Here is a 20,750-nt window from a genome sequence, read left to right as displayed (position 1 = left end):
GACGGGAGCGGCGCGGCCAGCCCCGGCCGCCCGGTCCCGGGTCGCCCGTCGGGACCGATCCGGGCCGAGGTGTTCAATAACGCGGGATCGACGGGTCGACCTGCACCGACCAGGCGTCGATGCCGCCGCCGAGGTTGTAGACGGTCTTCCAGCCCTGCTGCAGGAAGTGCTCGGCGGCGTTCTGGCTGCGGCCGCCGCTGTGGCAGAAGAACGCCAGCGGCGTGGCCTTGTCGAGCGTCTCGATGTGCGCCAGCGCGGCGTCGTCGAGCAGCATCGAGTTGGCCAGCGTGGCGGTCGCGCGCTCGGCCGGCGTGCGCACGTCGAACAGCTCCTTGACCTGGCCGCTGTCGAGCAGCGCCTTGAGCTCCTTGGGACCGATCACCTTGACCGCCGCCGGGCGGCTGGGGTTGTCGATCTTGAAGCCCGCGCCGCCGGGGCCGTCGACGTAGTCGATCACCACGCCGGCCGCGCGCCGGGCGCTGGCGGCGTCGACCTGCACGGTGATCCCGCCGGCGTCGATCGTGGCCGAGGCCGGCTCGCGCGGGCCGATGTCGAGCCCGTGCTCGTAGCGGCCGTCGATCGACAGGTGGATGACGTCGCCGGCGCTCGCGTCGGCCAGGGCGCCGCGCAGCACCTCGGCGGCGCGCGGGGTCACGGTCACGGCGGGCGGCGCCGCCGGCGCCACCAGCTCGCCCAGCTTGGCCTGCAGCTCGCCGGAGGCGTGGAGCTGCCGGACGATGTCTGCGCCGCCGACGAACTCGCCCTTCACGTAGAGCTGCGGGATCGTCGGCCACGACGAGAAGGCCTTGATGCCCTCGCGGATGGCGGCGTCGGCGAGCACGTTGACGGTGGTGTAGTTGGGCACCATGCTGTCGAGGATCTGGACCACCGCCGCGGAGAATCCGCACTGCGGGAACGACCGGTTCCCCTTCATGAACAGGACCACCGCGTCGGACGCGATGATGGATTCGATCTTCTGGCGGAGCTCAGGCGCGAGGCTCATACAACGTCTCCCGGGCGCAAGGATTGCGTGAACTGCGTGATGGTGTCACATGGCTAGCATGGACCTGGCAGTACGGGTGGTCCCCAAGATCACCTCGGTCGACGCGGCCGCCTGGGACCGGCTGGACCACGGCCCGTCCCCGTTCCTGCGCCACGGCTTCCTGGCGGCCCTGGAGGCGTCGGGCTCGATCGGCAAGCGCTCGGGCTGGCAGCCGGCCTACATCCTGGTCGAGGCCGACGGGGTGCTGCTGGGCGCGGTGGCCGCGTTCGTGAAGCTGCACTCGTACGGCGAGTACATCTTCGACTGGGCCTGGGCCGGCGCGGCCGAGCGCGGCGGCATCGCCTATTACCCGAAGCTGGTCGTGGCGGCGCCGATCACCCCGGCCACCGGCCGCCGGATCTTGCTCGCGCCCGAGGCCGATCGCGCGCGCACCACCGAGCTCCTGGCCGCCGCGGTGCGGGCGGTCGCCGACGAGACCGGCTGCTCGTCCATCCACTGGCTGTTCTGCGACGCCGACGAGCAGGCCGCCCTGGCGGAGCTCGGCTTCTTGCCGCGCGCCAGCTTCCAGTTCCACTGGCACAACCGCGGCTACCCGTCGTGGGACGGGTTCCTCGGCGCGCTGGCGTCGCGCAAGCGCAAGCAGCTGCGCAAGGAGCGGGCCCGGGTCCACGCGGCGATCGACGGCGTGCGCTGGGTGCCGGGCGCGGCGCTGACCACCGCGCAGCTCGACAACGTCGATCGCTGGTACCGATCGACGACCGAGGAGCACGGCGGCCACGACTACCTGCGCCCGGGGTTCTTCCACCGGGTCGCCGCGGCGCTGCCCGACGAGACCTGGGTGGCCGAGGTCGAGGTCGGCGGCAAGGCCGTCGCCGGCGCGCTGTTCTTCGAGACGCCCGGTGGCCTGTACGGCCGCTACTGGGGCAGCGACGTCGAGCTCGACTGCCTGCACTTCGAGACCGCGTACTACAGCGGCATCGAGCGCTGCATCGCGCGGGGCATCCCGCTGTTCGAGGCCGGCGCCCAGGGCGAGCACAAGCTGGTGCGCGGCTTCGAGGCCAGCCCGACCTACTCGGCCCACTGGCTGCGCCACCCTGGCCTCCACGCCGCGATCGACGACTTCGTCGCGCGCGAGCGCGGCGCGGTGGCGCAGCAGATGACCGAGCTCAACGCCTACGGGCCGTACCGCCAGGGCGACGACCCGGCCTGATCGTGCGCGTCGTGCCGTCGGCGCGGCCGCGGCGATCGCGCGCTCGGTCCGCGCCGCCCCGGCCCTCCCGGCGCTACTTGCTCTTCTTGCCGGCGGGGGCGGCGGCGATCGCGCACTCGGTCAGCGCCGCCTCGAGCGTGGTGTCGCCCGAGCCCATCGAGGTCCACTCGTTGATCTTCACCGCGCCGGTGGCGATCACCTCGTCGCCCAGCGTCGCGGTCGAGGCCGGCCCGTTCTTCGGGCCCATGCAGCTCACGGTCTTGTCGGCGTCGTCGGCGCTGGCCTTGAGCGACACCGTCGTCCAGCTGTCGCCGTTGCTGGTCGAGGTCGACGAGCCGGCGACGAGCCCGCGCACGGCGACGACCTGGTCCTTCCACTTCGAGCGGCCGGCGACCGCGGTCGAGCGGAACACGTCGACCGTGACCGCGGTGCCGTCGGTCGGCGGGCCGGCGGCGGCCGGATCCTCGGGCGGGACCACGTCGACCCCGGCCATGATCAGGCACTCCTTGCGGTTGCCGGGCAGCTCGCCCTTGGCGACCTTCTGGGCCTTGGTCACGCCCCCGACCTGGTCGGCGCCGGACTTCGTGATGTACGCGTAGGCGCAGTCATCGCCCTCGACCACCGCCCAGCCGATGCGATCGCCGTCGATCTTGGTCGGCTCGCCGGCCTGGCCCTTGGCGCGGGCCAGCGCGTCGGCGAGCGCCAGCGGCGGCGGCGAGCCGAGCGCGGCGTCGAGCCCCATGACCCGCTCGATCGTGAGCGCGCCGGTGAACGGCGGGGGCGGGGGCGGCGGCGCCGTCGGCTTGGTGGCCTCGGTCGGCTTGGCGGCGGCGTCGCCGTCCTTCTTCTTGCCGCAGCCAGCGGCGACGGCCACGATCATCGCGAACACGAGCGCGTGCTTCATGGGTCGGACGCTACCGCAGATCGCGTCGCGGAGCGGCGGCGCTCGCGGAACAGCGCGAACGCGCCGGTGGAGCCGTGGACGACGGTCGCGCCCGACGACGGCGGTCAGGCCAGCGCGCCGCGCTTGCGGAACAGCGCGAACGCGCTGGTGTAGCCGTGGACGAAGGTCTTGCCGGCGACCGGGCCGACCTCGCCGTTGCAGAAGAACCCGCCCAGCGGCACCGCGCCCTTGGCCCGGGCGAACGCGGCGCTGTCGTGGTTGGGCGCGCCGTACAGCGCCGCGCCGCGGCCGACGCACGAGAACAGCAGCGCGCCCGCCGCCGGCGCGCCGGGCTCGGCCAGGAGCTCAGCGAGATCCTCGGCCGACGTGGCGGCGTCGCGCAGGTGGAACTGCACGACCTGGCCGGGTTCGACCGTGGCCGCGACGGTCAGCGCGCCGCTGGCGCGATCGCAGCCGACCAGGTTGCGCACGAGCACGTCGCGCCGGCCCAGGCGGGCGCCGTCGGGCGCCAGGCCGATGAACAGCGAGTGCCGGCACAGCGCGCGCTGGTCCGGGGGCAACGCCGCGTGGACCGCGGTCAGCGCCGCCAGCGCCGGCTGGCCGTCGAGCTCGAGGATGACGTTGCCCAGGCCCTTGCTGACGATCATCGGCGGGCCGACCGGGCGGCAGCCCTGGGCCACGATCGTGTCGACCGCGACGTCGCCGTCGAGCGTGATCAGCACGGCGCCCTCGTTGGGGCGGGCGTCGCCGACGAACAGCGTGTTGTCGCCGCGGCCGCGGCCGGTCATGCCGCCCGACGCCAGCCCGCCGACGACGACCGCGCTCGGCCAGACCTTGTCGGTCCAGGCCATCAGGCGGTCGACCGGGCTGGTCATCGGGCACGGCAGCGCGATCACCGCGCGGGCGTCGTGGTCCGGCGCCAGCCAGCCGTCGGGATCGCCGCCGACGTGGTAGGCGGCGGCGGTGACGCCGGGCAGGTGGGCCGCGGTGACCGCGACCGCCGGGCGGTGCTCGATCTCGAGGCCGCCGCCGATCGCGCCACCGACGGTGCACCCGGCGATCACCGCGCCCGGGAAGCTGTCGGCCAGCTCGCGCGACAGGGTCGGGAACCCGGCCGCGTGGTGATCGGTCACGAACACCAGCACCAGATCCGCGCGGGCCCCGCCCAGCTCCCGGGTCACGGCGGTGGTGACCTCGGCGCAGGCGTCGTCGGTCGTGGGGGTGGTGGCGATGGCCGAGGCCCAGCGCATCACGACGATCGTACCCGATCGGCCGGCGAGGACAACCGCTTGACCGGCGGCGTCTGCGGCGCGATCGTTGTCCATGATCGTGGCGCGCGCCGAGCTGGAGGCGGGGCTAGCGGCGCTCACGGCCGAGGTGCGCGATCCGCGCGCGGGGCTGCACGGCCCCGGCAGCCCGGCCTGGGCCATCGAGCGCGACGTGGCGATCTTCCTGGGCGGCGGCCGCGCGGCGCTGCTGCAGCTCGCGCACCCGTTCGTCGCCTACGGCGTCCACGAGCACTCGCGCACCCGCGACGACGTCGTCGGTCGGTTCCGGCGCACGTTCGACAACGTGTTCGCGATGGCGTTCGGCACGCTCGACGACGCCCTGTTTTCGGCCCGCCGGGTCCACGCGATCCACACCCGCATCACCGGCGTGATCGGCGAGGACGCCGGCGCGTTCCCGCGCGGCACGCCCTACCACGCCAACGACGACGCCGCGCTGACGTGGGTGTGGGCGACCCTGGTCGACTCGGTGGTCGCGGTCTACGCCGCGCTCGGCGAGCCGCTGGCGCCGGCGGTGCGCGCCGACTACTACCGCGGCGCCCAGCGGTTCGCGCGGCTGTTCGGCATCCCGGCCGCGTCCTTGCCGCCGACCTGGGACGCCTTCGCGGCCTACGTCGCCGCGACCGTCGCGTCGCCGACCCTGACCGTCACCGCGCCGGCGCGGCAGATGGCGGGCTTCCTGTTCGGTGGCTGGCTCGGCGGCGGCGCCCGGCTGGTGACCGCGGCGCTCTTGCCGCCGCCGGTGCGCGCGCAGTACGCGCTCCGCTTCGGTCGCCGCGAGCGGGTCGCGTACGCCGCCACGATCGCCGGGCTCCGGGCCGCGCGCGCGGTCACGCCCCGCGCGGCCTGGGACCTGCCGGCCTACCGCGACGCCGTCCACCGCGTGCGCGGCCTGCCGCCGAGCCGCTACGCGCGGTTCGTCGAGACCCGGCTGTTCGCGCTGGCCGGGCGCACCGCGCAGCGGCCGCGCTGACGGCGTCGGTTCGCCACCCGCGCTCGCCCCGCGGGGCTCAGGCGCTGGTCATCGCGCGCGTCACCACCAGCACGACCTCGAGCGCGCGCGCGACGGCCATCGCGGGGGTCGCGCCGGTCAGCTCGCGATCGAGGGCGACGAAGACGTACTCGCCCGGCGGCAGCGCGAACTGGAACTGGCCGTCGCGGTCGCTGCGGACGCGGCGCGGCGCGGGGCCGTGACGATCGGCGTGGGTCGCGACCACGGTGACGCCGGCCAGGGCCTTGCCGGCCGGGTCGACGACGCGTCCGGTGATCTGCGCGGTGACCCGCGGCGCCAGCTCGGGCGCGGGCGCCGGTCGGCGCACGCCCCCGGCCAGGGCCTGGGCAGGGCCGACCACGAGGGCGAGGGCGAGCGCGAGGGCGGCGGGGCGCATGGGTGGTTTGGTCCAGCACACGGCGTGCCGGCCTCCGGTGATCGGTAGACCCGCGAACCTGCTGCGCGGTTGCACCCGATCGTCACCGACTGCGACCGGTCGTGGGACCGTCGCACCGGTCGCAGGGGTCGCACCGGCCGCACCGCCAGCGCAGGTCCGTGAGCTACTTGAACTTCTCGGGATCGATCGCGAACCGCTTCACCCAGCGCTGGATCTGCTTGCGGTCCTTGTTGAGCGCCCGGGCGATCGCGCTGATGTTGCCGCGGTGGTCGCGCATCGCGGCGCACAGGCTGTCGCGCAGGGCCTCGTCGGCGGGGGTCAGCGGGGCCGTGCGGGTGGCGCCGGGCGGGCGGCCCGAGCGCACGGCGTCGGGCAGGTGGCTGGCGAGCACCGGCGTCGCGCCGGCCAGGACCGAGGCCGTCGTCAGCGCCTGCTCGAGCTCGCGGATGTTGAGCGGCCACGGGTAGCGGAACAACAGCCGCGCGGCGTCGAGGTCGAGCCCCACCGCGTCGGCCGGGAAGTGCCGCTCGTACAGCGAGCCGATCAGGATGCCGAGATCGGGGCGGCGCTCGGCCAGCGCCGGCACCGAGATCCGGAACCCGGCCAGGCGCGCGAACAGATCGTGACGGAACAGCCCCTCGGCGATCATCTCGTCGAGGTCGCGGTGGGTCGCGGCGATGATGCGCACGTCGACGGCGACCGGGCGGGTGCCGCCGACCGGCGTGACCTCGCGCTCCTGCAGCACGCGCAGGAGCGTCGCCTGCGCCGCGGCCGGCAGGTCGCCGATCTCGTCGAGGAACAGCGTGCCGTGATCGGCCGCGCGCACGAGGCCGGCGTGATCGGCGTGGGCGCCGGAGAACGAGCCCTTCTTGTGGCCGAACAGCTCGCTCTCGATCAGGTTGGGCGGGCAGCGCGCCGCAGTTGACCGCGACGAACTCGCCGGGGCGCGCCGACAGCGCGTGGGCCGCGCGGGCCAGCACCTCCTTGCCGGTGCCGCTGTCGCCCTCGACCAGGATCGACACCGCCGAGCCGGCGACCTGGCGCAGGCGCGCGAGGTCGCGGCCGTACTCGGGGATCAGCGTGTGCAGCCCCGGCACCGGCTCGCGGCTGTGCTCGAGATCGATGATCGCGGGCTCGTGCTCGCCCAGCGGCAGCCGCTCGCAGAACACGAACAGCGTGTGGCCGAACTCGATCAGGTCGCCGTCGGCCAGCACCGCCCGCTTGGTGGGCTGGCCGTTGACGAAGGTGCCGTTCTTGGAGTCGGTGTCGGTCAGCACCCAGCGGCCGAACGACGGCTCGAGCCGGGCGTGCTTCGACGACATCCACCGGTCCGGCACGCGCACGAGCAGCTCGGCGCCGGTGCGGTCGGCCTTGCGCTCGCTGCCGCGGCCGAGGACGACCGCCGCGACCTCGCCGAGATCGTAGCGCGCCGAGAGCGCGCGCGGGCGCTGACACTCGAGCGCGAGCACCAGGGCCGGTCGCAGCCGGGTCGCATCCGCGCGCGGACCGGCGTCTTCGGCCAGAGACAGGGTTGCGCCCAGCGTGTCCACCATCGATCGCATCTTAGCCAAACTCAACCGCAGATGGAGCCCTGGCCATTCCCTCTGATCACTTCCGCGCCGATCGGCGCGGCGCGCCGACCGCAGCCGGCGTCGCGGGCGCGGCTCACCAGCGGCGGGTGACCGAGGCTGAGACCGCCCGTCCGCTCGACGGGACGCCGGCGCGCACCTCGTAGCGCTCGTCGAGGAGATCGCTCAGCTGGGCCGATCCCACCCAGGCGCCGCGGCTGCCGCTGACCGAGGCGTCGACCGCCTGGTACTCGGGCAGCCACTGCTGGCGGTCGAGGCGCCGGCCCATCAACCGCAGTCGCACCTCGGCCCAGACCGTCGCGGTCGGTCGCACCGCGACGTGGAGCTGGCCGCGGTGGCGGGCGAGGAAGTCGAGCGGCTCGCCCAGCCCCGGGGCGCTGGCCTCGACGAAGCTGTAGGCGGCGCCGGCCTCGATCCGGCGGTCGCGGCCGACGGTCGCGGCGACGTCGAGGCCCTGCAGATCGAGCGCGCCGCTGTTGCTGAAGCGCCGGGTCGCGAAGTCGGTCTTGATCAACCCGTCGCTCAGGCGCGCCCACGCCGCCGAGCTGACCAGCAGGCGCGCGTCGCCCAGCTCGATCCGGACCTCGCCGAAGTCGTTGGTCTCGCCGTCGAGGGCGGCGTTGCCGGTGTCGCTGCGGAAGCGCTCGCGCAGGGTCGGCAGCCGGCCCTTGCGCGCGACGGTCGCGATCATCGCCACGAGCGGCGTCGGTCGCAGCGCCGCCACCAGCTTGGCCTCGGGCCGGGCCGGCGCGCCCAGGCCCAGCGGCACCGCCACGCCGACGGCGCCGTCGAGCCGGAGCCACGCGTTCTCGAACTGCCCGCCCGCGGCCAGCTCGGCCACCGTCGAGCGGCCGCGCGACAGCGTCAGGCCGTCGTCGACCCGCGCCGCCTCGGTGTCGAGGTGGACCGCGGCCACCGCGCGGGTGCGCGGGCCCAGGCCCCGGGTCGCCAGCGCGCCGACGCCGGCGCGGTTGGCGCGCACGTCCTCGCGCGCCTCGGGCGTGGTCAGCGTGGGATCGAGGAAGAACTGGGTCAGGCGGGTCGTGCCGTGGCCGTAGGCGTGGGCCAGCACCTGCCAGCGCCCGAACCGGCCGTCGTACTGGGCGCTGACCCGGCCCAGCAGCTCGCGATCGATCTGCGTGATCTCGGCGGTGTCGTCCTCGATCGGCGGCACGACGTAGCCGCGCGCCAGCCCGAACGCGTCGACCACGAGCCGATGGCGGCCGCGCCGGTGCTCGACCCGGACCGCGGCGCTGGCGCTGCGGCGGCCCTCGTCGACGTCGACCGGGCCCGGCACGTCGAAGGCGCGGTCGCCGAGCTCGCCGGTCGCCGAGACCCGCACCGCGGTGTGGGCGGCGATCGCGTGGCGGCCGGTCACCGCGACCACCGACGCGCGCTCGCTCGACGCGGTGGCGCGGGCCAGCAGCTCGGCCGCGCCGATGGCGTCGGTGGTGTGCAGCTCGACCACGCCGCCGGGGCCGCCGGCGCCGTCGATCGGCGAGGCCGGGGCGGTCGACACCCGCACCTGCGCCAGGTCGGTGGTGGGCAAGCTCGACAGGTCGAAGTTGCCGAAGTACGGGTCGTCGATCGCGACGCCGTCGATCAGCACCTTGACCGCGCTGCGGCGCGCGCCGCGGATGTCGATCTGGCGGCCGCCGCGCCCGGCCTCGCGCACGACCACGTCGGGCAGGAGCGCGATCGCGGCCGCGACGTCGGTGACGCCGCGGCGGCGCAGCTCGGCGGCGTCCTGGCGCGGCGTGGTGTCGCGATCGAACGGCTTGTCCGGGCGCTCGTCCCACAGCTCGATGACCTCGGCCTGGGCCAGGGCGGTGGCCAGATCGATCGGCGTCACCTCGACCGCGCCGCTCGCCGGCGCGGTGGGCGCGGGTGCGGGCGCCGTGGGCGCGGGCGCCGTGGGCGCGGGCGCCGGAGTGGGCGCGGGGGCGGGCGCGGCCGGCGCGGTGGCCGGCGCGGGCGCCGGCGTGGGGGCGGGCGTCGGAGTGGGGGCGGGCGTTGGAGTGGGGGCGGGCGTTGGCACCGGCGCGGGCGCGGGCGCGGGCGCCGGAGTGGGGGCGGGCTGGTCGGCGCTGGCGGGCGAGGACCCCAGCGCGAGCGCGATCACGGCGGTCCAGAGGCGATGGCGTGGCACTGCGCGCAGGTCCTTGCCAGCGGCGTGCCGCGCCGTCGTTACAGCCGCGTTACCGCGGCTCACGCCGACTTCTTGCGCGGCTTCTTCTTGGTGTCCGAGATCGCGGCCACCGGCGCCGGCGCCGCCGCGGCCGGCGCCGCCGCGCCCTGCATGCCGAGCGAGGCCTTGAGCGCCTCCATCAGGTCGATGATCTTGCCCTGCGGCGCCTCGGGCGCGGCGGTGATCTCCTGGCCGTCGATCTTGCCCTGGATCAGCTCCAGGACCCGGCCCTTGACCTCGTCCTTGTACTTGCGGTTGTCGAACTTGGCGACGGTGATCTGCGAGATGATCTGCCGCGCGAGGGCCAGCTCGTTGGCCTTGACCTCGGGCAGGTCGGGCATCGGCACCTCGGCCCAGTCCTTGACCTCGTCGGCGTAGCGCAGCTGGTGCATGATCAGGCCGTTGGCGAACGGCCGCATCGCGACGACGTACTGCTTGCCGCGGGCCGAGTAGGTGGCGATGCCGATCAGGCCGCTCTCGACCATGGCCTCGTTGATCAGCCGGTAGGCGCGCTCGCCGCCCTTGTCGGGCCCGAGGTAGTACGACTTCTCGAACAGCAGCGGATCGACCGTGCTGGCCGGGACGAACTCGGTCAGGTCGATGGCGTTGGTCGCGACCGCGTCGAGCGCCTTGATCTCGTCGCCGGTCAGCACGACGTACTGGCCCTTGGTGAACTCGTAGCCCTTGACCATCTGGTCGCGCTCGACCACCTCGCCGTCCTTGGTGCAGATGTACTGCTGCTTCAGGCGCGAGCCGCACGCGCCGTGCAGCATGTTGAACGACACGTCCGAGCCGCTCTCGCTCGTGGTGTAGAGCTTGATCGGGATCGAGACGAGGCCGAACGAGATCGTGGCGGTGCCGATGGCGCGGGCGGGCATGGCTCCTATGATACCGAGGCCGGCCCGCGTGTCCTACCTCGCGTGCGCGGTCCTGTGCAGATGAGCAGCCCCACCGACGACGATCCGCTCGCCCGCTACCGGGACAAGCGCACGGCCGGGGCCACGCCCGAGCCGATCGGGGCCCGGCCCAGCGGCCCGCGGGCCTCGGCCGGGGTCTTCGTCGTCCACGAGCACCACGCCACCCGCACCCACTGGGACCTGCGGCTCGAGATCGACGGCGTGCTGGTGTCGTGGGCGGTGCCGCACGGGCCGACGATGGATCCCGACGTCAAGCGGCTCGCGGTCAAGGTCGAGGCCCACCCGCTCGAGTACTGCGACTTCGAGGCGGTCATCCCCGAGGGCAACTACGGCGCCGGGCCGATGGTCGTGTGGGACCGCGGCCGGTTCGTGCCCGAGCTCGATCCGCGCGAGGGCGTGCGCGACGGCGAGATCAAGTTCAGCCTGCAGGGCTACAAGCTGCGCGGCGCGTTCACGCTGGTCAAGACCGGCGGCCGCGGGCCCAAGGGCTCGCCGTCGGCGCGCGGCGGCGACGACTGGCTGCTGATCAAGAAGCGCGACGCCTGGACCGAGGCCGCGGCCAAGGCCGGGCCGCTGTCGTCGGCCAGCGTGCTGTCGGGGCTGACCGCCGAGGAGCTGGCCGCGGGCGCGCCGCGGATCGCGGCGTGGCGGGCGGCGCTGGCGGCGGTGGGCGCGCCGCGGAAGGTGATCGACCCGGGCGGGTTCGCGCCGATGCTGTGCGAGACCGCGCCGGCGCCGTTCACCAGCCCCGCCTGGATCTTCGAGCTGAAGTACGACGGCTACCGGCTGCTCGGGTGGGGCGGCGCCGGCGCGGCCATGCTGCGCTACCGCTCGAACGCTGACGCCACGGCCCGCTACCCCGAGCTGGTGGCGTCGCTCAAGGCCCTGCCGGTGCCGGGCCTGGTGATCGACGGCGAGGTGGTCGTGCTCGACGGGGAGGGCAAGCCCAACTTCAAGGCGCTGGCCGAGCGGGCCCAGGTCACGCGCAAGCACGACATCGCCCGGGCCGCGGTGGCCGCGCCGGTGGTGTGGTTCGTGTTCGATCTGCTCGGCGCCGACGGCGTCGACCTGCGCGGGCTGCCGGTCGAGGCCCGCAAGCAGCTGCTCGCGGCGATCGTGCCGCCGGCCGGGCCGATCCGCTTCGCCGAGCACGTGCCCGAGGTCGGCGCGGCGTTCCTCGCGGCCGCGGCCGGGCGCGGCCTCGAGGGCGTGGTCGGCAAGAAGCTGGGCTCGCGCTACCGGGTCGGCGCGCGCAGCAAGGACTGGGTCAAGCTCAAGGTCGACCCCGAGGCCGACTTCGCGGTGTGCGGGTTCACGCCGCCCAAGGGCTCGCGCGCGGGCCTGGGCGCGCTGCACCTGTGCGTCCTGGCCGACGGCGCCTGGCGCTACGCCGGCAAGGTCGGCTCGGGCTTCAGCGACGCCGAGCTGATCGCGCTGCGCCGCGACCTCGACGGCGCCGCGCGCTGGACGATCCCGTTCGCCCGGCCCGAGGACACCGCCGACGCGATCTGGATCGAGCCGGCCCGGGTGGTGCAGGTGCGCTACCGCGAGTGGCCCGAGGACTCGACCTTGCGGTTCCCGGTGTTCGTGCGCTTCCGCGACGACAAGCCGCCGCTCGAGTGCGGGATGCCGGCGCGCCACACCGGCGAGCTGGTCGCGCGCGCGGCCGACGCGCCGGCGGCGCTGATCGACATCACCGACGACGCGCCCCGGCGCGCGCTCAACCTGACCAACCTGAAGAAGGTGTTCTGGCCGGGCGAGGGCATCACCAAGGGCGACCTGATCGCGTACTACCGCGACGTCGCGCCGGCGATCCTGCCGTACCTGGTCGACCGCCCGGTCGTGATCACCCGCTACCCCGACGGCATCGACGGCAAGTGGTTCTATCAGAAGGATCTGCCCGACTGGGCGCCGGCGTGGCTGCGCACGGTCACGCTGTGGAGCGAGCACAGCCAGCGCGAGATCCACTACGTGCTCGTCGACGACGCCGACGGCCTCGCGTACCTCGCGAACCTGGCGTCGATCCCGATCCACGTCTGGGCCAGCCGCGCCGCGGACCTGGGCCGCCCGGACTGGTCGATCGTCGATCTCGATCCCAAGGGCGCGCCGCGCGAGTACGTCGTGCCGCTGGCGCTGGCGATCCACGAGCTGTGCCTCGCGATCGGGCTGCCGCACTACGTGAAGACCAGCGGCCAGACCGGGCTGCACATCCTGATCCCGCTGGGCGGGCAGCTCACCTACGAGCAGGCGCGCAACCTCGCGTACCTGATCGGCATGGTCATCGAGGGCCGGCACCCGACGATGGCGACGACCCACAAGAACCCGGCGCGGCGCCAGGGGCGCGTCTACCTCGACTGGGGCCAGAACGCCCACGGCCAGCTGCTGGTGGCGCCGTACTCGGTGCGGCCGGTGCCGCACGCGCCGGTGTCGATGCCGTTGCGCTGGCACGAGGTGACGCCCGACCTCGATCCGCACGCGTTCACGATCCGGACCGCGCGCGCGCGCCTCGACGCGATGGGCGACGATCCGGTGCGCGCGATCCTGACCGAGCGACCGGATCTGCTGGCGGCGCTGGGCAAGCTGCAGGCGATCGTCGCGGCCAGCGGCGTCGGCGATCGCTGACGCGGGCGGGCGCGTCAGTCCTCCAGCGGCTCGAAGTCGGCCTTGGTCGCGCCGCAGTCGGGGCAGGTCCAGTCGTCGGGCAGGCGCTCGAACGCGGTCCCGGGCGGGACGCCGGTGTCCGGATCGCCCTCGGCCGGATCGTAGACATGACTGCAGACGGTGCAGCGGTACTTCTTCTTGGAGCTCACGGTCCGATGCTGCCACGGCGCGGTCGCACGGTGCGCCTGCCCGGACGCCGGCCGAGGGTCCTCGGCGGCGCGGGGCGCGCCGGCGCCCTGATCGCGTTTCGGCGCAGCGGGGGCGCAGGCAGTCGACCAGCGCCGGCAGGCTGGCCGGGCGGGCCAACGCCCCGCCCGCATCGCACGCACAGCAGCGCCCCGACGTTCATCGACGCATTCTACCGGCGGTCGGCGCCGATCGCGCGCGGGCTTCGCCGTGATGTCGTCGCGATGAGCGCCGCGGCCCCGGCGCACGCCGCGACGGTCAGCGAGGCGTGACCGGGTTGATCGATCTCGAAGGCGGCGCCGTGCGGCGGGGCAGGGGCTGGGCCGGGCGGCGCTACAGCGGCGCTACAGCGCGCCGAGGTAGTCGACCACGATCGCGCCGATCCACAGGCTGACCGGGATCAGGTGCAGGTACGCGCGCAGTCCGCGAGGCGCCATGGCTCACCATCGCCGATCGCCGCGCCGGCCGCGGTTACGATCGGGATAGCGGCCGACGCGACGGGCTGGTGCTCGCTCAGCTGCTCGCGCCCGGCCGTCGTCGGCCTCCGCGGCGCGCCGCGGGCGGGGCCAGCACCGCGATCACGGCCAGGGCCGGCGCGCCCAGCGCGATCATGTCGAGCGCGCCGTCGCTGTCGGCCCACTCCTCGACCATGACCCGGGCCACGCCCATCGCGGCGGCGGCGAACATGCGCGCGGCGCGGACCGGGGCGGCGCCGGCGCCGGCGCGGCGGGTGGCCATGTCGACGATCGCCAGCTCGAGCGCGCGATCGACCTGGAGGTCGGCGGCGATCAGCTCGCCCGAGCCGGCGAACAGCGCGCGCTCGGCCAGGATGCGACGGCGATCGGCCCGGTAGTCGGCGGCCAGGGCCCGCAGGGCCCGGTCGAGCACCTCGACCGGCGTCAGCTCGCGCGGGGCCGTCGTCAGCTGGTCGCGGAACATCGCCAGCTGCCGGTGGCGGCGATCGAGCGCCACGGCCTCCTTGGTCGCGAAGTAGCGGAAGTACGTGCGGCGGGCCACGCCCGCGCGCTCGGCGATCTGGTCGACCGTGACCGCGTCGTAGCCGTGGCGGGCGAACAGCGCGAGGGCGCCGTCGACGATCGCGGCCCTGGCCTCGGCCTTCTTGCGCGCGCGCAGGCCGCCGTCAGCGGGCTCGGTGCCGGCGGCGATCAACCCTGCCCCGGCGTGAACATCATCGCGAAGAAGCGTACCAGCAGCTGCTCCTGCAGCGGTCGCGGCAGCGCGTTGAGGATGGCGTTGATGCGCGCCATCTCGGCCGGGAGCGCGCCGCCGCCGCCGCCGCCGAGGCCCTCGACCATCCGCGGCAGCATCGCCAACGCGTCGGCGCCGGTCAGGCCGTCGGCGACCGCGCGGGCCATGGCCTGGACGCCCTCGTGCGCGCCCTGGTGGGCGCGGACCTCGTCGCGGGCCTGGCCCAGGTCGCGCAACAGCTCGTCGGTCCACGGCAGGTTCGACGGGTTGATCGACAGGTGCAGGTTCTCGCGCGACGGGCCGAACGCGAGCTGGGGCTGGACCGGCCAGCCCCGGGCCTTCATGGCGTCCGCCAGCGGGAACACCGGCAACGCGTCGGAGGTGAAGGCCAGCAGGCACATCTCGGGCTCGCCCATCACGCGGAGCCCCTCGATGGCGCCGATGCCGGCGACCAGCGCGTCGCGCGCGGCCAGGAGGCCGCGGGCCATCTCGAGGTAGCCGGCGTCGCCCATCCGGTGCATGACCGCCCACGCCGCGGCCAGGGGACCACCCGACTTGGAGCTCTGGATCGTCGAGTTGATCATGGTGTAGCCGGTCCACCCCGAGCACGCGAAGTACTGGGCCCGCCGCAGCTCGTCGTCGCGGTACATGATCACCGACGCGCCCTTGGGACACAGCGCGTACTTGTGCAGGTCCATCGAGATGCTGGTGACGCCCGGCACGCGGAAGTCGAAGCGCGGCACCCGCGCCCCGAGGCGCTCGAAGTACGGCAGGACGAAGCCCCCGATGCAGCCGTCGACGTGGCACAGCACGCCGCGCTCGGCGGCGAGCGCGGCGATGTCGGTGATGGGGTCGACCACGCCGTGGGCGTAGCCCGAGGCCGAGCCCACCACCAGGATGGTGCGTTCGTCGATCGCGGCGCGCATGGCGTCGACGTCGGCCCGGAAGCTGACCGGGTCGACCGCGGTGGCCACGACCTCGACGCCGAGGTACCGCCCGGCCTTGTGGAAGGCGGCGTGCGCGGTGATGGGCACGATCATGCGCGGGGCGGTGACGCCGCGGCCGGCGCGGGCGTGGTCGCGGGCGGCCTTGACCGCGAGCATGATGCTCTCGGTGCCGCCGCTGGTGAACGTGCCCACCACCCCGGGGCCGCCGTGGAGGTGGTCGCGGGCGATCGCGCACAGGTCGTTCTCGAAGCCGAGCAGGCTGGGGAAGGCGGTCGGGTCGAGGCCGTTCTCGCTGAGGTAGGCCATGTAGGCCCGCTTGCCGACCTCCTCGACGTCGGGCCCGCCGTCGAAGACGTAGGCGTAGGTGCGGCCGCGGCGCCAGGGGACGTCGCGCGCGCGTCGGTCCTCGAGCTCGGCGTAGATGCGATCGGGGTTCCAGCCGGTAGCGGGCAGGGGCATGGGCCGCAGGATGAAGATTATGGCACGCGGTGTCAATTGGCATTTAGTGCCACTTGGTAGACGAGGCGACGGGCGGCGCTGGCGCGGAGGGGTGATCTCGAGGTCCTCCCGGCGACGCCCGCAGCGGGCCGACGACGTCGGCGTCTCCGATCGATCAGCTGACCGAGCGACCAGCGCGCGCGGTCAGTGAAAGTTCGGCGCCGTCAGCAGCTGGCCGCCGATGCCGGCGCCGGGCCACGGGAACGTCGCGGTCACGACCTGGCCGTCGACGCCGGTCGCGATCACCGTGAACGGCCCCTCGCCGAAACCGCTGGCGTCGGTGAGCGTGCCGTCGCCGGCGCGGGTCAGCTCGATCGGCGTCGGGTGGTTGACGCTCTGGACCTCGACCTTGGCCAGGGGCACCCGGGCGTTGCGCAGCCACAGGCTGGTCCAGTACGGGTTGGCCTCGGTCTGGAACTCCAGGTACAGCGGCCCGGTGTCGTTGCACCGGGCGAACTGCCAGGTCATCGCGCGCGGGAACTCGCCGCTGTCGAGCACCGCGTACGCCTCGGGGCTGACGTCGATGCTGTTGGGCGTGGTGTCGCCGTAGGTGACGACGCGCAGGAGCGCCGACTTGCCGGCGGCGGTGGTGACGTAGACGCACGCGTCGCACGCGTCGGCGACGTCGGGCAGGCCGCCCCACAGCCCGGCCAGGTAGACGCCCTCGGCGCCAGCGATCGTCGCGCTGTAGCCGCCGCCCGGCGCGCACGCGTTGTGCCACTCGCTCTCGGCGAAGTCGACCGGGCCCAGGTGGAACTGGCCGCCCTCGTAGACCTGGCCGTAGGTGACCAGCTCGTCGGGATCGGGGCTGCCGCCGCCGTCGCCGCCACCGCAGCCGACGACCACCAGTGCGACGAGGGTCCAGCGCATGGCCCCATCGTACCGCGTCGGGGCCGCGCGATGCGCGCGGTTGGGTCGGCACCGGGGCCTTCGCCGACGACGCCCGCAGCGACGACGCCGTGCCGGCGACTGCGAACTCACCGACGTGATCGATCTTTCGCGCCGGCCGCGGCCTCCCGTGCGGCCGCGCCGCCGCGCTCGTGGTACCCACGATCCATGGACCTCTCGCTCCTCCGCGACGGCGGCGCCCGCGACGTCGCGGGCATCGCGCCGGCGAAGATCGCCGGCATCGACCTCGAGGGCCTCGGGGCGCCGCGCGACCCGGTGAGCGCGCCGCGATGAACGAGCTGATCATCGGCCTCGGCGGCAACCTCGGCACCGACGATCAGCTGCTGGCCCGGTTCGACGACGTCGCCGCCGACCTCGCGCGCCGCGGTCGGGTGCGCGCCTCGGGCGTGTACCGCAGCGACGCGCTGGTCGCGGGCGATCCGCCGTTCCTCAACGCCGCGCTGGCGGTGACGCCCGACGAGCGCCTCGCCCCCGAGGAGGTGCTCGCCCTCACCCAGGCGCTGGAGCAGCGCCACGGCCGGCGGCGCGAGGTCGAGCCCTACTGGGGCCCGCGCACGCTCGATCTCGACCTGCTGGTGTGGGGCAAGCTGCAGCACCGGACGCCGACCTTGCGCATCCCGCACCCGCGGGTCCACCAGCGCAGCTTCACGCTGCGCCCGATGATCGATCTGCTCGGCGGCGACTTCGTCATCCCCGGCCACCACGAGACGCTGACCTGGCTGGCTCACGGGAGCACGCCCCCGATCGTGCCGACCGACCTCGCGATCGTCATCGCGCGGCCAGCGGGGCCCTGACCCGCCCGGCGGGCCGCGCCAGCGCCGCCGCACGTGCGCGCGGGCGGTGGCGCGCGGCGACGAGGGCGACGACGGGCCAGCACCGCCGCCGCGATCGTCGTCGGCGACCGCGGCCAGGCGGGCAACGACGGTCCCGCGCCGGGCCCATCGGACCGCGCCGGCGTGGCACGATGCGCGCGTGCAGTTCCTGGTCGGCACCAGCGGCTTCGCCTACCCGCAGTGGAAGGGGCGGTTCTATCCCGACGACCTGCCCGAGGACGACTACCTCGGCTACTACGCCGCGCGGCTCGCGACGGTCGAGATCAACAACACCTTCTACCGCATGCCCAAGCCGGACGTGGTCGCGCGGTGGCGGGCCCAGGCCGCGCGCCCGGAGTTCCGGTTCGTGTGGAAGGCGTCGCGGCGGATCAGCCACCAGGCCAGGCTCAAGCCGCCCGAGGCCCACGACTCGATGGCGTACCTGTGGCGGATGGCCGAGCCGCTCGGCGAGCAGCTCGGGCCGGTGCTGATCCAGACGCCGCCGTACCTCAAGAAGGACGCCGGCCTCCTGCGCGAGTTCCTGGCCGCGACGGTGCCGCCCGGGCGCGCGGTGGCGTTCGAGCTGGCGTCGTCGACCTGGGACGACGACGAGATCGATCAGGTGCTGGCCGATCGCGGCTGCGGCCGCTGCATCGCCGACAAGGACGACGGCTCGGCCCGGCTGGTCCGGACCGCGCCGTGGCTGTACGTGCGCCTGCGCAAGGACGACTACGGCGCCGACGAGCTCGACGGCTGGATCGCGCGGCTGCGGGCGCTCGGCGCCGCGACCGCGTGGGTGTTCTTCAAGCACGAGGACACCGCCCGCGGCGTCGAGCTGGCGCAGGATCTGGCGGCGCGGGCCGCGGCGGGCGCGGGCGCGTGACGCCGCCGGTGCGACGGCCGCGGCCGCAGCGCTACCAGCTCAGCAAGCGCGCGCGCGCGGTCGTCGCCGCCGGCCACCCGTGGATCTTCCGCGGCCTGGTGTCGAGCGCGGCCGCGGCGCTGGCCGACGGCCAGTGGCTGGCGCTCTACGACGGCGGCAACCAGGTGGTCGGCCACGGCGTCTACGCCGCCGAGGGCGCGATCGCGATCCGCGTGCTCGGCCGCGATCCGGTCGCGCCGCGCGCGGCCACGTTCGACGCGCGCATCGCCGCGGCGCTGGCCCGGCGCAAGGCCTGCGCGACGAGACCGACGGCTTCCGCGCGATCAGCGGCGAGAGCGACGGCCTGCCCGGCGTCGTCGTCGACGTGTTCGGCGCCGCGGTCGTGACCCAGGCCTACGGCGCCGGGCTCGACGCGCTGGCGCGGTTCGCCGGCCTGCGGGTGGCGCGCGCGCTCGGCGCGGCCGGCGTGGTGGTGCGCGGCGCCCAGCGGCGGGTCGGCGGCGTGGCCGCGGCGCCCCGGGTCGTGGCCGGCGTCGCCGCCGACCTGGCGTGGTTCCGCGAGGGGCCGCTGGCGTTCGCCGCGCGCACCCGGACCGGCCAGAAGAGCGGCACCTTCCTCGATCTGCGCGGGCTGCGGCGGTGGTGCCGGACCGCGCCGCTGGCCGGGGCCCGGGTGCTGAACCTGTTCGCGTACACCGGCACGCTCGGGCGCGCGTGCGAGCACGCCGGCGCGGCCCACGTGACGCAGATCGATCGCGCCGTCGACGCGCTGGCCTTCGCCGCGGCCCACCACGTCGGGGATCCCGCGCGCCACGCGTTCGTCGCCGCGGACGTGTTCGCGTGGTGCAAGGAGGCGCCGGGCGACGCCCGGTTCGAGCTGGTGATCGTCGATCCGCCGTCGATGACCTCGCGCATCGATCAGGTGCCGGGCGCGCTGGCGACCTACCGCCGCCTCCACGCCGCCGCCGCCGCGCGGGTGGCGCCGGGCGGGCGGATCGTCGTCGCGTGCTGCACCTCGCGGATCACCCGGGCGCAGTTCGCCGAGGTGGCCCACGCCACGCTCGGCCGACGCTTCGCGCTCGAGCGCGATCTGCCGCCCGAGGTCGATCACCCGGTCGGCTTCCCCGAGGCCGACTACCTGAAGGTGCTGGTGTTCCGCGAGCGCGGCGATGCCTGAGCTGCCGGACATCACGATCTACGTCGAGCGCCTGCGCGCCCACACCGTCGGCCACGCGCTGATCGGGCTGCGGGTGCCGAGCCCGTTCCTGGTGCGCACCTTCGATCCGCTGGCGGCGGCGCTCGTGGGCCACGCGATCGTCGGCGTCGCGCGCCTGGGCAAGCGCCTGGTGCTGTCGTTCGATCACGATCTGCACGCGGTCATCCACCTGATGATCGCCGGGCGCCTGCGCTGGAAGCGGCCCGGCGCCGCCGTCCCCGGCAAGCTCGGGCTCGCGGCCCTCGACTTCGACCACGGCACGCTCGTGTTCACGGAGGCGTCCAAGCAGAAGCGCGCGTCGGTCCACGTCGTGCGCGGGCGCGCGGCCCTGGCCGAGTTCGATCGCGGCGGGCTCGATCTGTTCGCCGCCACGCCGGCGACGTTCCTGGCCGCGCTGACCGCCGAGCACCACACGATCAAGCGGGCGCTGACCGACCCGACGATCATCGACGGCGTCGGCAACGCCTACTCCGACGAGATCCTCCACGCCGCGGCGCTGTCGCCGTTCAAGCAGACCCGGACGCTGGCGCTCGACGAGGCCGCGGGCTTGCTCGCGGCGGCGCGGAGCTGCCTGACCGCGTGGATCGAGCGCCTGCGCGCCGAGGTCGGCGACGGGTTCCCCGACGAGGTCACCGCGTTCCGCCCCGAGATGGCCGTGCACGGCAAGTACGGGCAGCCGTGTCCGCGCTGCGGCGCGCCGGTCCAGCGCATCAAGTACGCCGACAACGAGGCCAACTACTGCGCGCCGTGCCAGACCGGCGGCAAGCTCCTGGCCGACCGTGGCCTGTCGCGGCTGCTCAAGGCCGACTGGCCCAAGACGCTGGATCAACTCGAGGAACGGCGGGGCCAGGCCCGCGCGGTGGTGGCCGGGGCCGAGCCCGCGCCGACGTCAGGGTCCGGTAAGAAACCCCGCCGCCGGTAGACCCGCGGACCCGGTGGTGCGT

Annotated in this window: 19 protein-coding genes and 1 pseudogene; 8 read left to right on the top strand and 12 right to left on the bottom strand. The window is 74.7% G+C overall.

Translation table 11 applies throughout. The features are described from left to right. Positions 1-73: 73 nt before the first annotated feature. Positions 74-1,003: a Grx4 family monothiol glutaredoxin gene (gene grxD, locus IPL61_04125; GenBank protein ID MBK9030518.1), complete on the bottom strand. Its 930-nt coding sequence runs from the start codon at positions 1,001-1,003 to the stop codon at positions 74-76. 49 nt (positions 1,004-1,052) lie between these two features. Between grxD and IPL61_04120 the strand changes: the two genes are divergently transcribed. Beyond that, the gene (locus IPL61_04120; GenBank protein ID MBK9030517.1) at positions 1,053-2,213 is read left to right on the top strand and encodes a GNAT family N-acetyltransferase; all 1,161 of its coding nucleotides are present in this window, start codon (positions 1,053-1,055) and stop codon (positions 2,211-2,213) included. Between the two features lie 73 nt (positions 2,214-2,286). Here the strand turns inward: IPL61_04120 and IPL61_04115 are convergent, their stop codons facing one another. Further along, positions 2,287-3,117, bottom strand: coding sequence for a hypothetical protein (locus tag IPL61_04115; GenBank protein MBK9030516.1), 831 nt, complete (start codon positions 3,115-3,117; stop codon positions 2,287-2,289). Positions 3,118-3,221: 104 nt separating this feature from the next. Then, positions 3,222-4,367, bottom strand: a complete 1,146-nt coding sequence (locus IPL61_04110) for an FIST C-terminal domain-containing protein (protein ID MBK9030515.1) — start codon at positions 4,365-4,367, stop codon at positions 3,222-3,224. Positions 4,368-4,440: 73 nt separating this feature from the next. Here IPL61_04110 and IPL61_04105 point away from each other — a divergent pair, with 73 nt between their 5' ends. Continuing rightward, complete coding sequence (locus IPL61_04105; protein MBK9030514.1) at positions 4,441-5,376, top strand: DUF2236 domain-containing protein; 936 nt, start codon at positions 4,441-4,443, stop codon at positions 5,374-5,376. 37 nt (positions 5,377-5,413) lie between these two features. Here the strand turns inward: IPL61_04105 and IPL61_04100 are convergent, their stop codons facing one another. The 5 genes and pseudogenes from IPL61_04100 to IPL61_04080 form a co-directional block, all read right to left on the bottom strand. Continuing rightward, on the bottom strand, positions 5,414-5,791 hold the full coding sequence (locus tag IPL61_04100; GenBank protein MBK9030513.1) for a carboxypeptidase regulatory-like domain-containing protein: 378 nt from the start codon (positions 5,789-5,791) through the stop codon (positions 5,414-5,416). Positions 5,792-5,954: 163 nt separating this feature from the next. After that, a complete protein-coding gene (locus IPL61_04095) occupies positions 5,955-6,689 on the bottom strand; it encodes a sigma 54-interacting transcriptional regulator (protein ID MBK9030512.1) in 735 nt (244 codons plus the stop codon). A gap of 259 nt (positions 6,690-6,948) precedes the next feature. Next, positions 6,949-7,353, bottom strand: a pseudogene (locus tag IPL61_04090) (FHA domain-containing protein). A gap of 103 nt (positions 7,354-7,456) precedes the next feature. Further along, the gene (locus IPL61_04085; GenBank protein MBK9030511.1) at positions 7,457-9,232 is read right to left on the bottom strand and encodes a TonB-dependent receptor; all 1,776 of its coding nucleotides are present in this window, start codon (positions 9,230-9,232) and stop codon (positions 7,457-7,459) included. 356 nt (positions 9,233-9,588) lie between these two features. Continuing rightward, entirely contained in the window at positions 9,589-10,446 is an 858-nt protein-coding gene (locus IPL61_04080; protein MBK9030510.1) for a Ku protein, read from the bottom strand. Between the two features lie 60 nt (positions 10,447-10,506). Here IPL61_04080 and ligD point away from each other — a divergent pair, with 60 nt between their 5' ends. Then, positions 10,507-13,107 (top strand): DNA ligase D, encoded by a 2,601-nt coding sequence (ligD, locus tag IPL61_04075; protein MBK9030509.1) that lies wholly within the window; start codon positions 10,507-10,509, stop codon positions 13,105-13,107. Positions 13,108-13,121: 14 nt separating this feature from the next. On the opposite strand, the gene IPL61_04070 is transcribed toward ligD, so the two are convergent. The 4 genes from IPL61_04070 to IPL61_04055 form a co-directional block, all read right to left on the bottom strand. Then, positions 13,122-13,466, bottom strand: coding sequence for a rubredoxin (locus IPL61_04070; protein MBK9030508.1), 345 nt, complete (start codon positions 13,464-13,466; stop codon positions 13,122-13,124). 379 nt (positions 13,467-13,845) lie between these two features. Continuing rightward, on the bottom strand, positions 13,846-14,502 hold the full coding sequence (locus IPL61_04065) for a TetR family transcriptional regulator (protein MBK9030507.1): 657 nt from the start codon (positions 14,500-14,502) through the stop codon (positions 13,846-13,848). Then, positions 14,499-15,947, bottom strand: coding sequence for an aspartate aminotransferase family protein (locus IPL61_04060; GenBank protein MBK9030506.1), 1,449 nt, complete (start codon positions 15,945-15,947; stop codon positions 14,499-14,501). Before IPL61_04060 ends, IPL61_04065 begins: the two co-directional genes overlap by 4 nt. Before the next feature lie 183 nt (positions 15,948-16,130). After that, positions 16,131-16,856 (bottom strand): hypothetical protein, encoded by a 726-nt coding sequence (locus tag IPL61_04055; protein MBK9030505.1) that lies wholly within the window; start codon positions 16,854-16,856, stop codon positions 16,131-16,133. A 308-nt stretch (positions 16,857-17,164) separates the two neighbouring features. On the opposite strand from IPL61_04055, the gene folK reads away from it, so the two are divergent. The 5 genes from folK (at position 17,165) to IPL61_04030 (ending at position 20,728) form a co-directional block, all read left to right on the top strand. Then, the gene (gene folK / locus IPL61_04050) at positions 17,165-17,689 is read left to right on the top strand and encodes a 2-amino-4-hydroxy-6-hydroxymethyldihydropteridine diphosphokinase (protein ID MBK9030504.1); all 525 of its coding nucleotides are present in this window, start codon (positions 17,165-17,167) and stop codon (positions 17,687-17,689) included. Positions 17,690-17,867: 178 nt separating this feature from the next. Further along, positions 17,868-18,590, top strand: a complete 723-nt coding sequence (locus IPL61_04045; protein MBK9030503.1) for a DUF72 domain-containing protein — start codon at positions 17,868-17,870, stop codon at positions 18,588-18,590. An 8-nt stretch (positions 18,591-18,598) separates the two neighbouring features. Further along, positions 18,599-18,976, top strand: coding sequence for a hypothetical protein (locus IPL61_04040; protein ID MBK9030502.1), 378 nt, complete (start codon positions 18,599-18,601; stop codon positions 18,974-18,976). Continuing rightward, positions 18,955-19,767: a class I SAM-dependent methyltransferase gene (locus IPL61_04035; protein ID MBK9030501.1), complete on the top strand. Its 813-nt coding sequence runs from the start codon at positions 18,955-18,957 to the stop codon at positions 19,765-19,767. The genes IPL61_04040 and IPL61_04035 overlap by 22 nt, the downstream gene beginning before the upstream one ends. Next, on the top strand, positions 19,760-20,728 hold the full coding sequence (locus IPL61_04030) for a formamidopyrimidine-DNA glycosylase (GenBank protein ID MBK9030500.1): 969 nt from the start codon (positions 19,760-19,762) through the stop codon (positions 20,726-20,728). Before IPL61_04035 ends, IPL61_04030 begins: the two co-directional genes overlap by 8 nt. The last annotated feature ends 22 nt before the right edge of the window (positions 20,729-20,750 follow it).

The sequence above is a fragment of the Myxococcales bacterium genome (genome assembly GCA_016717005.1).
GTDB lineage: Bacteria > Myxococcota_A > Polyangia > Haliangiales > Haliangiaceae > UBA2376.
This window is presented reverse-complemented; position numbering and strand designations above follow the sequence as displayed.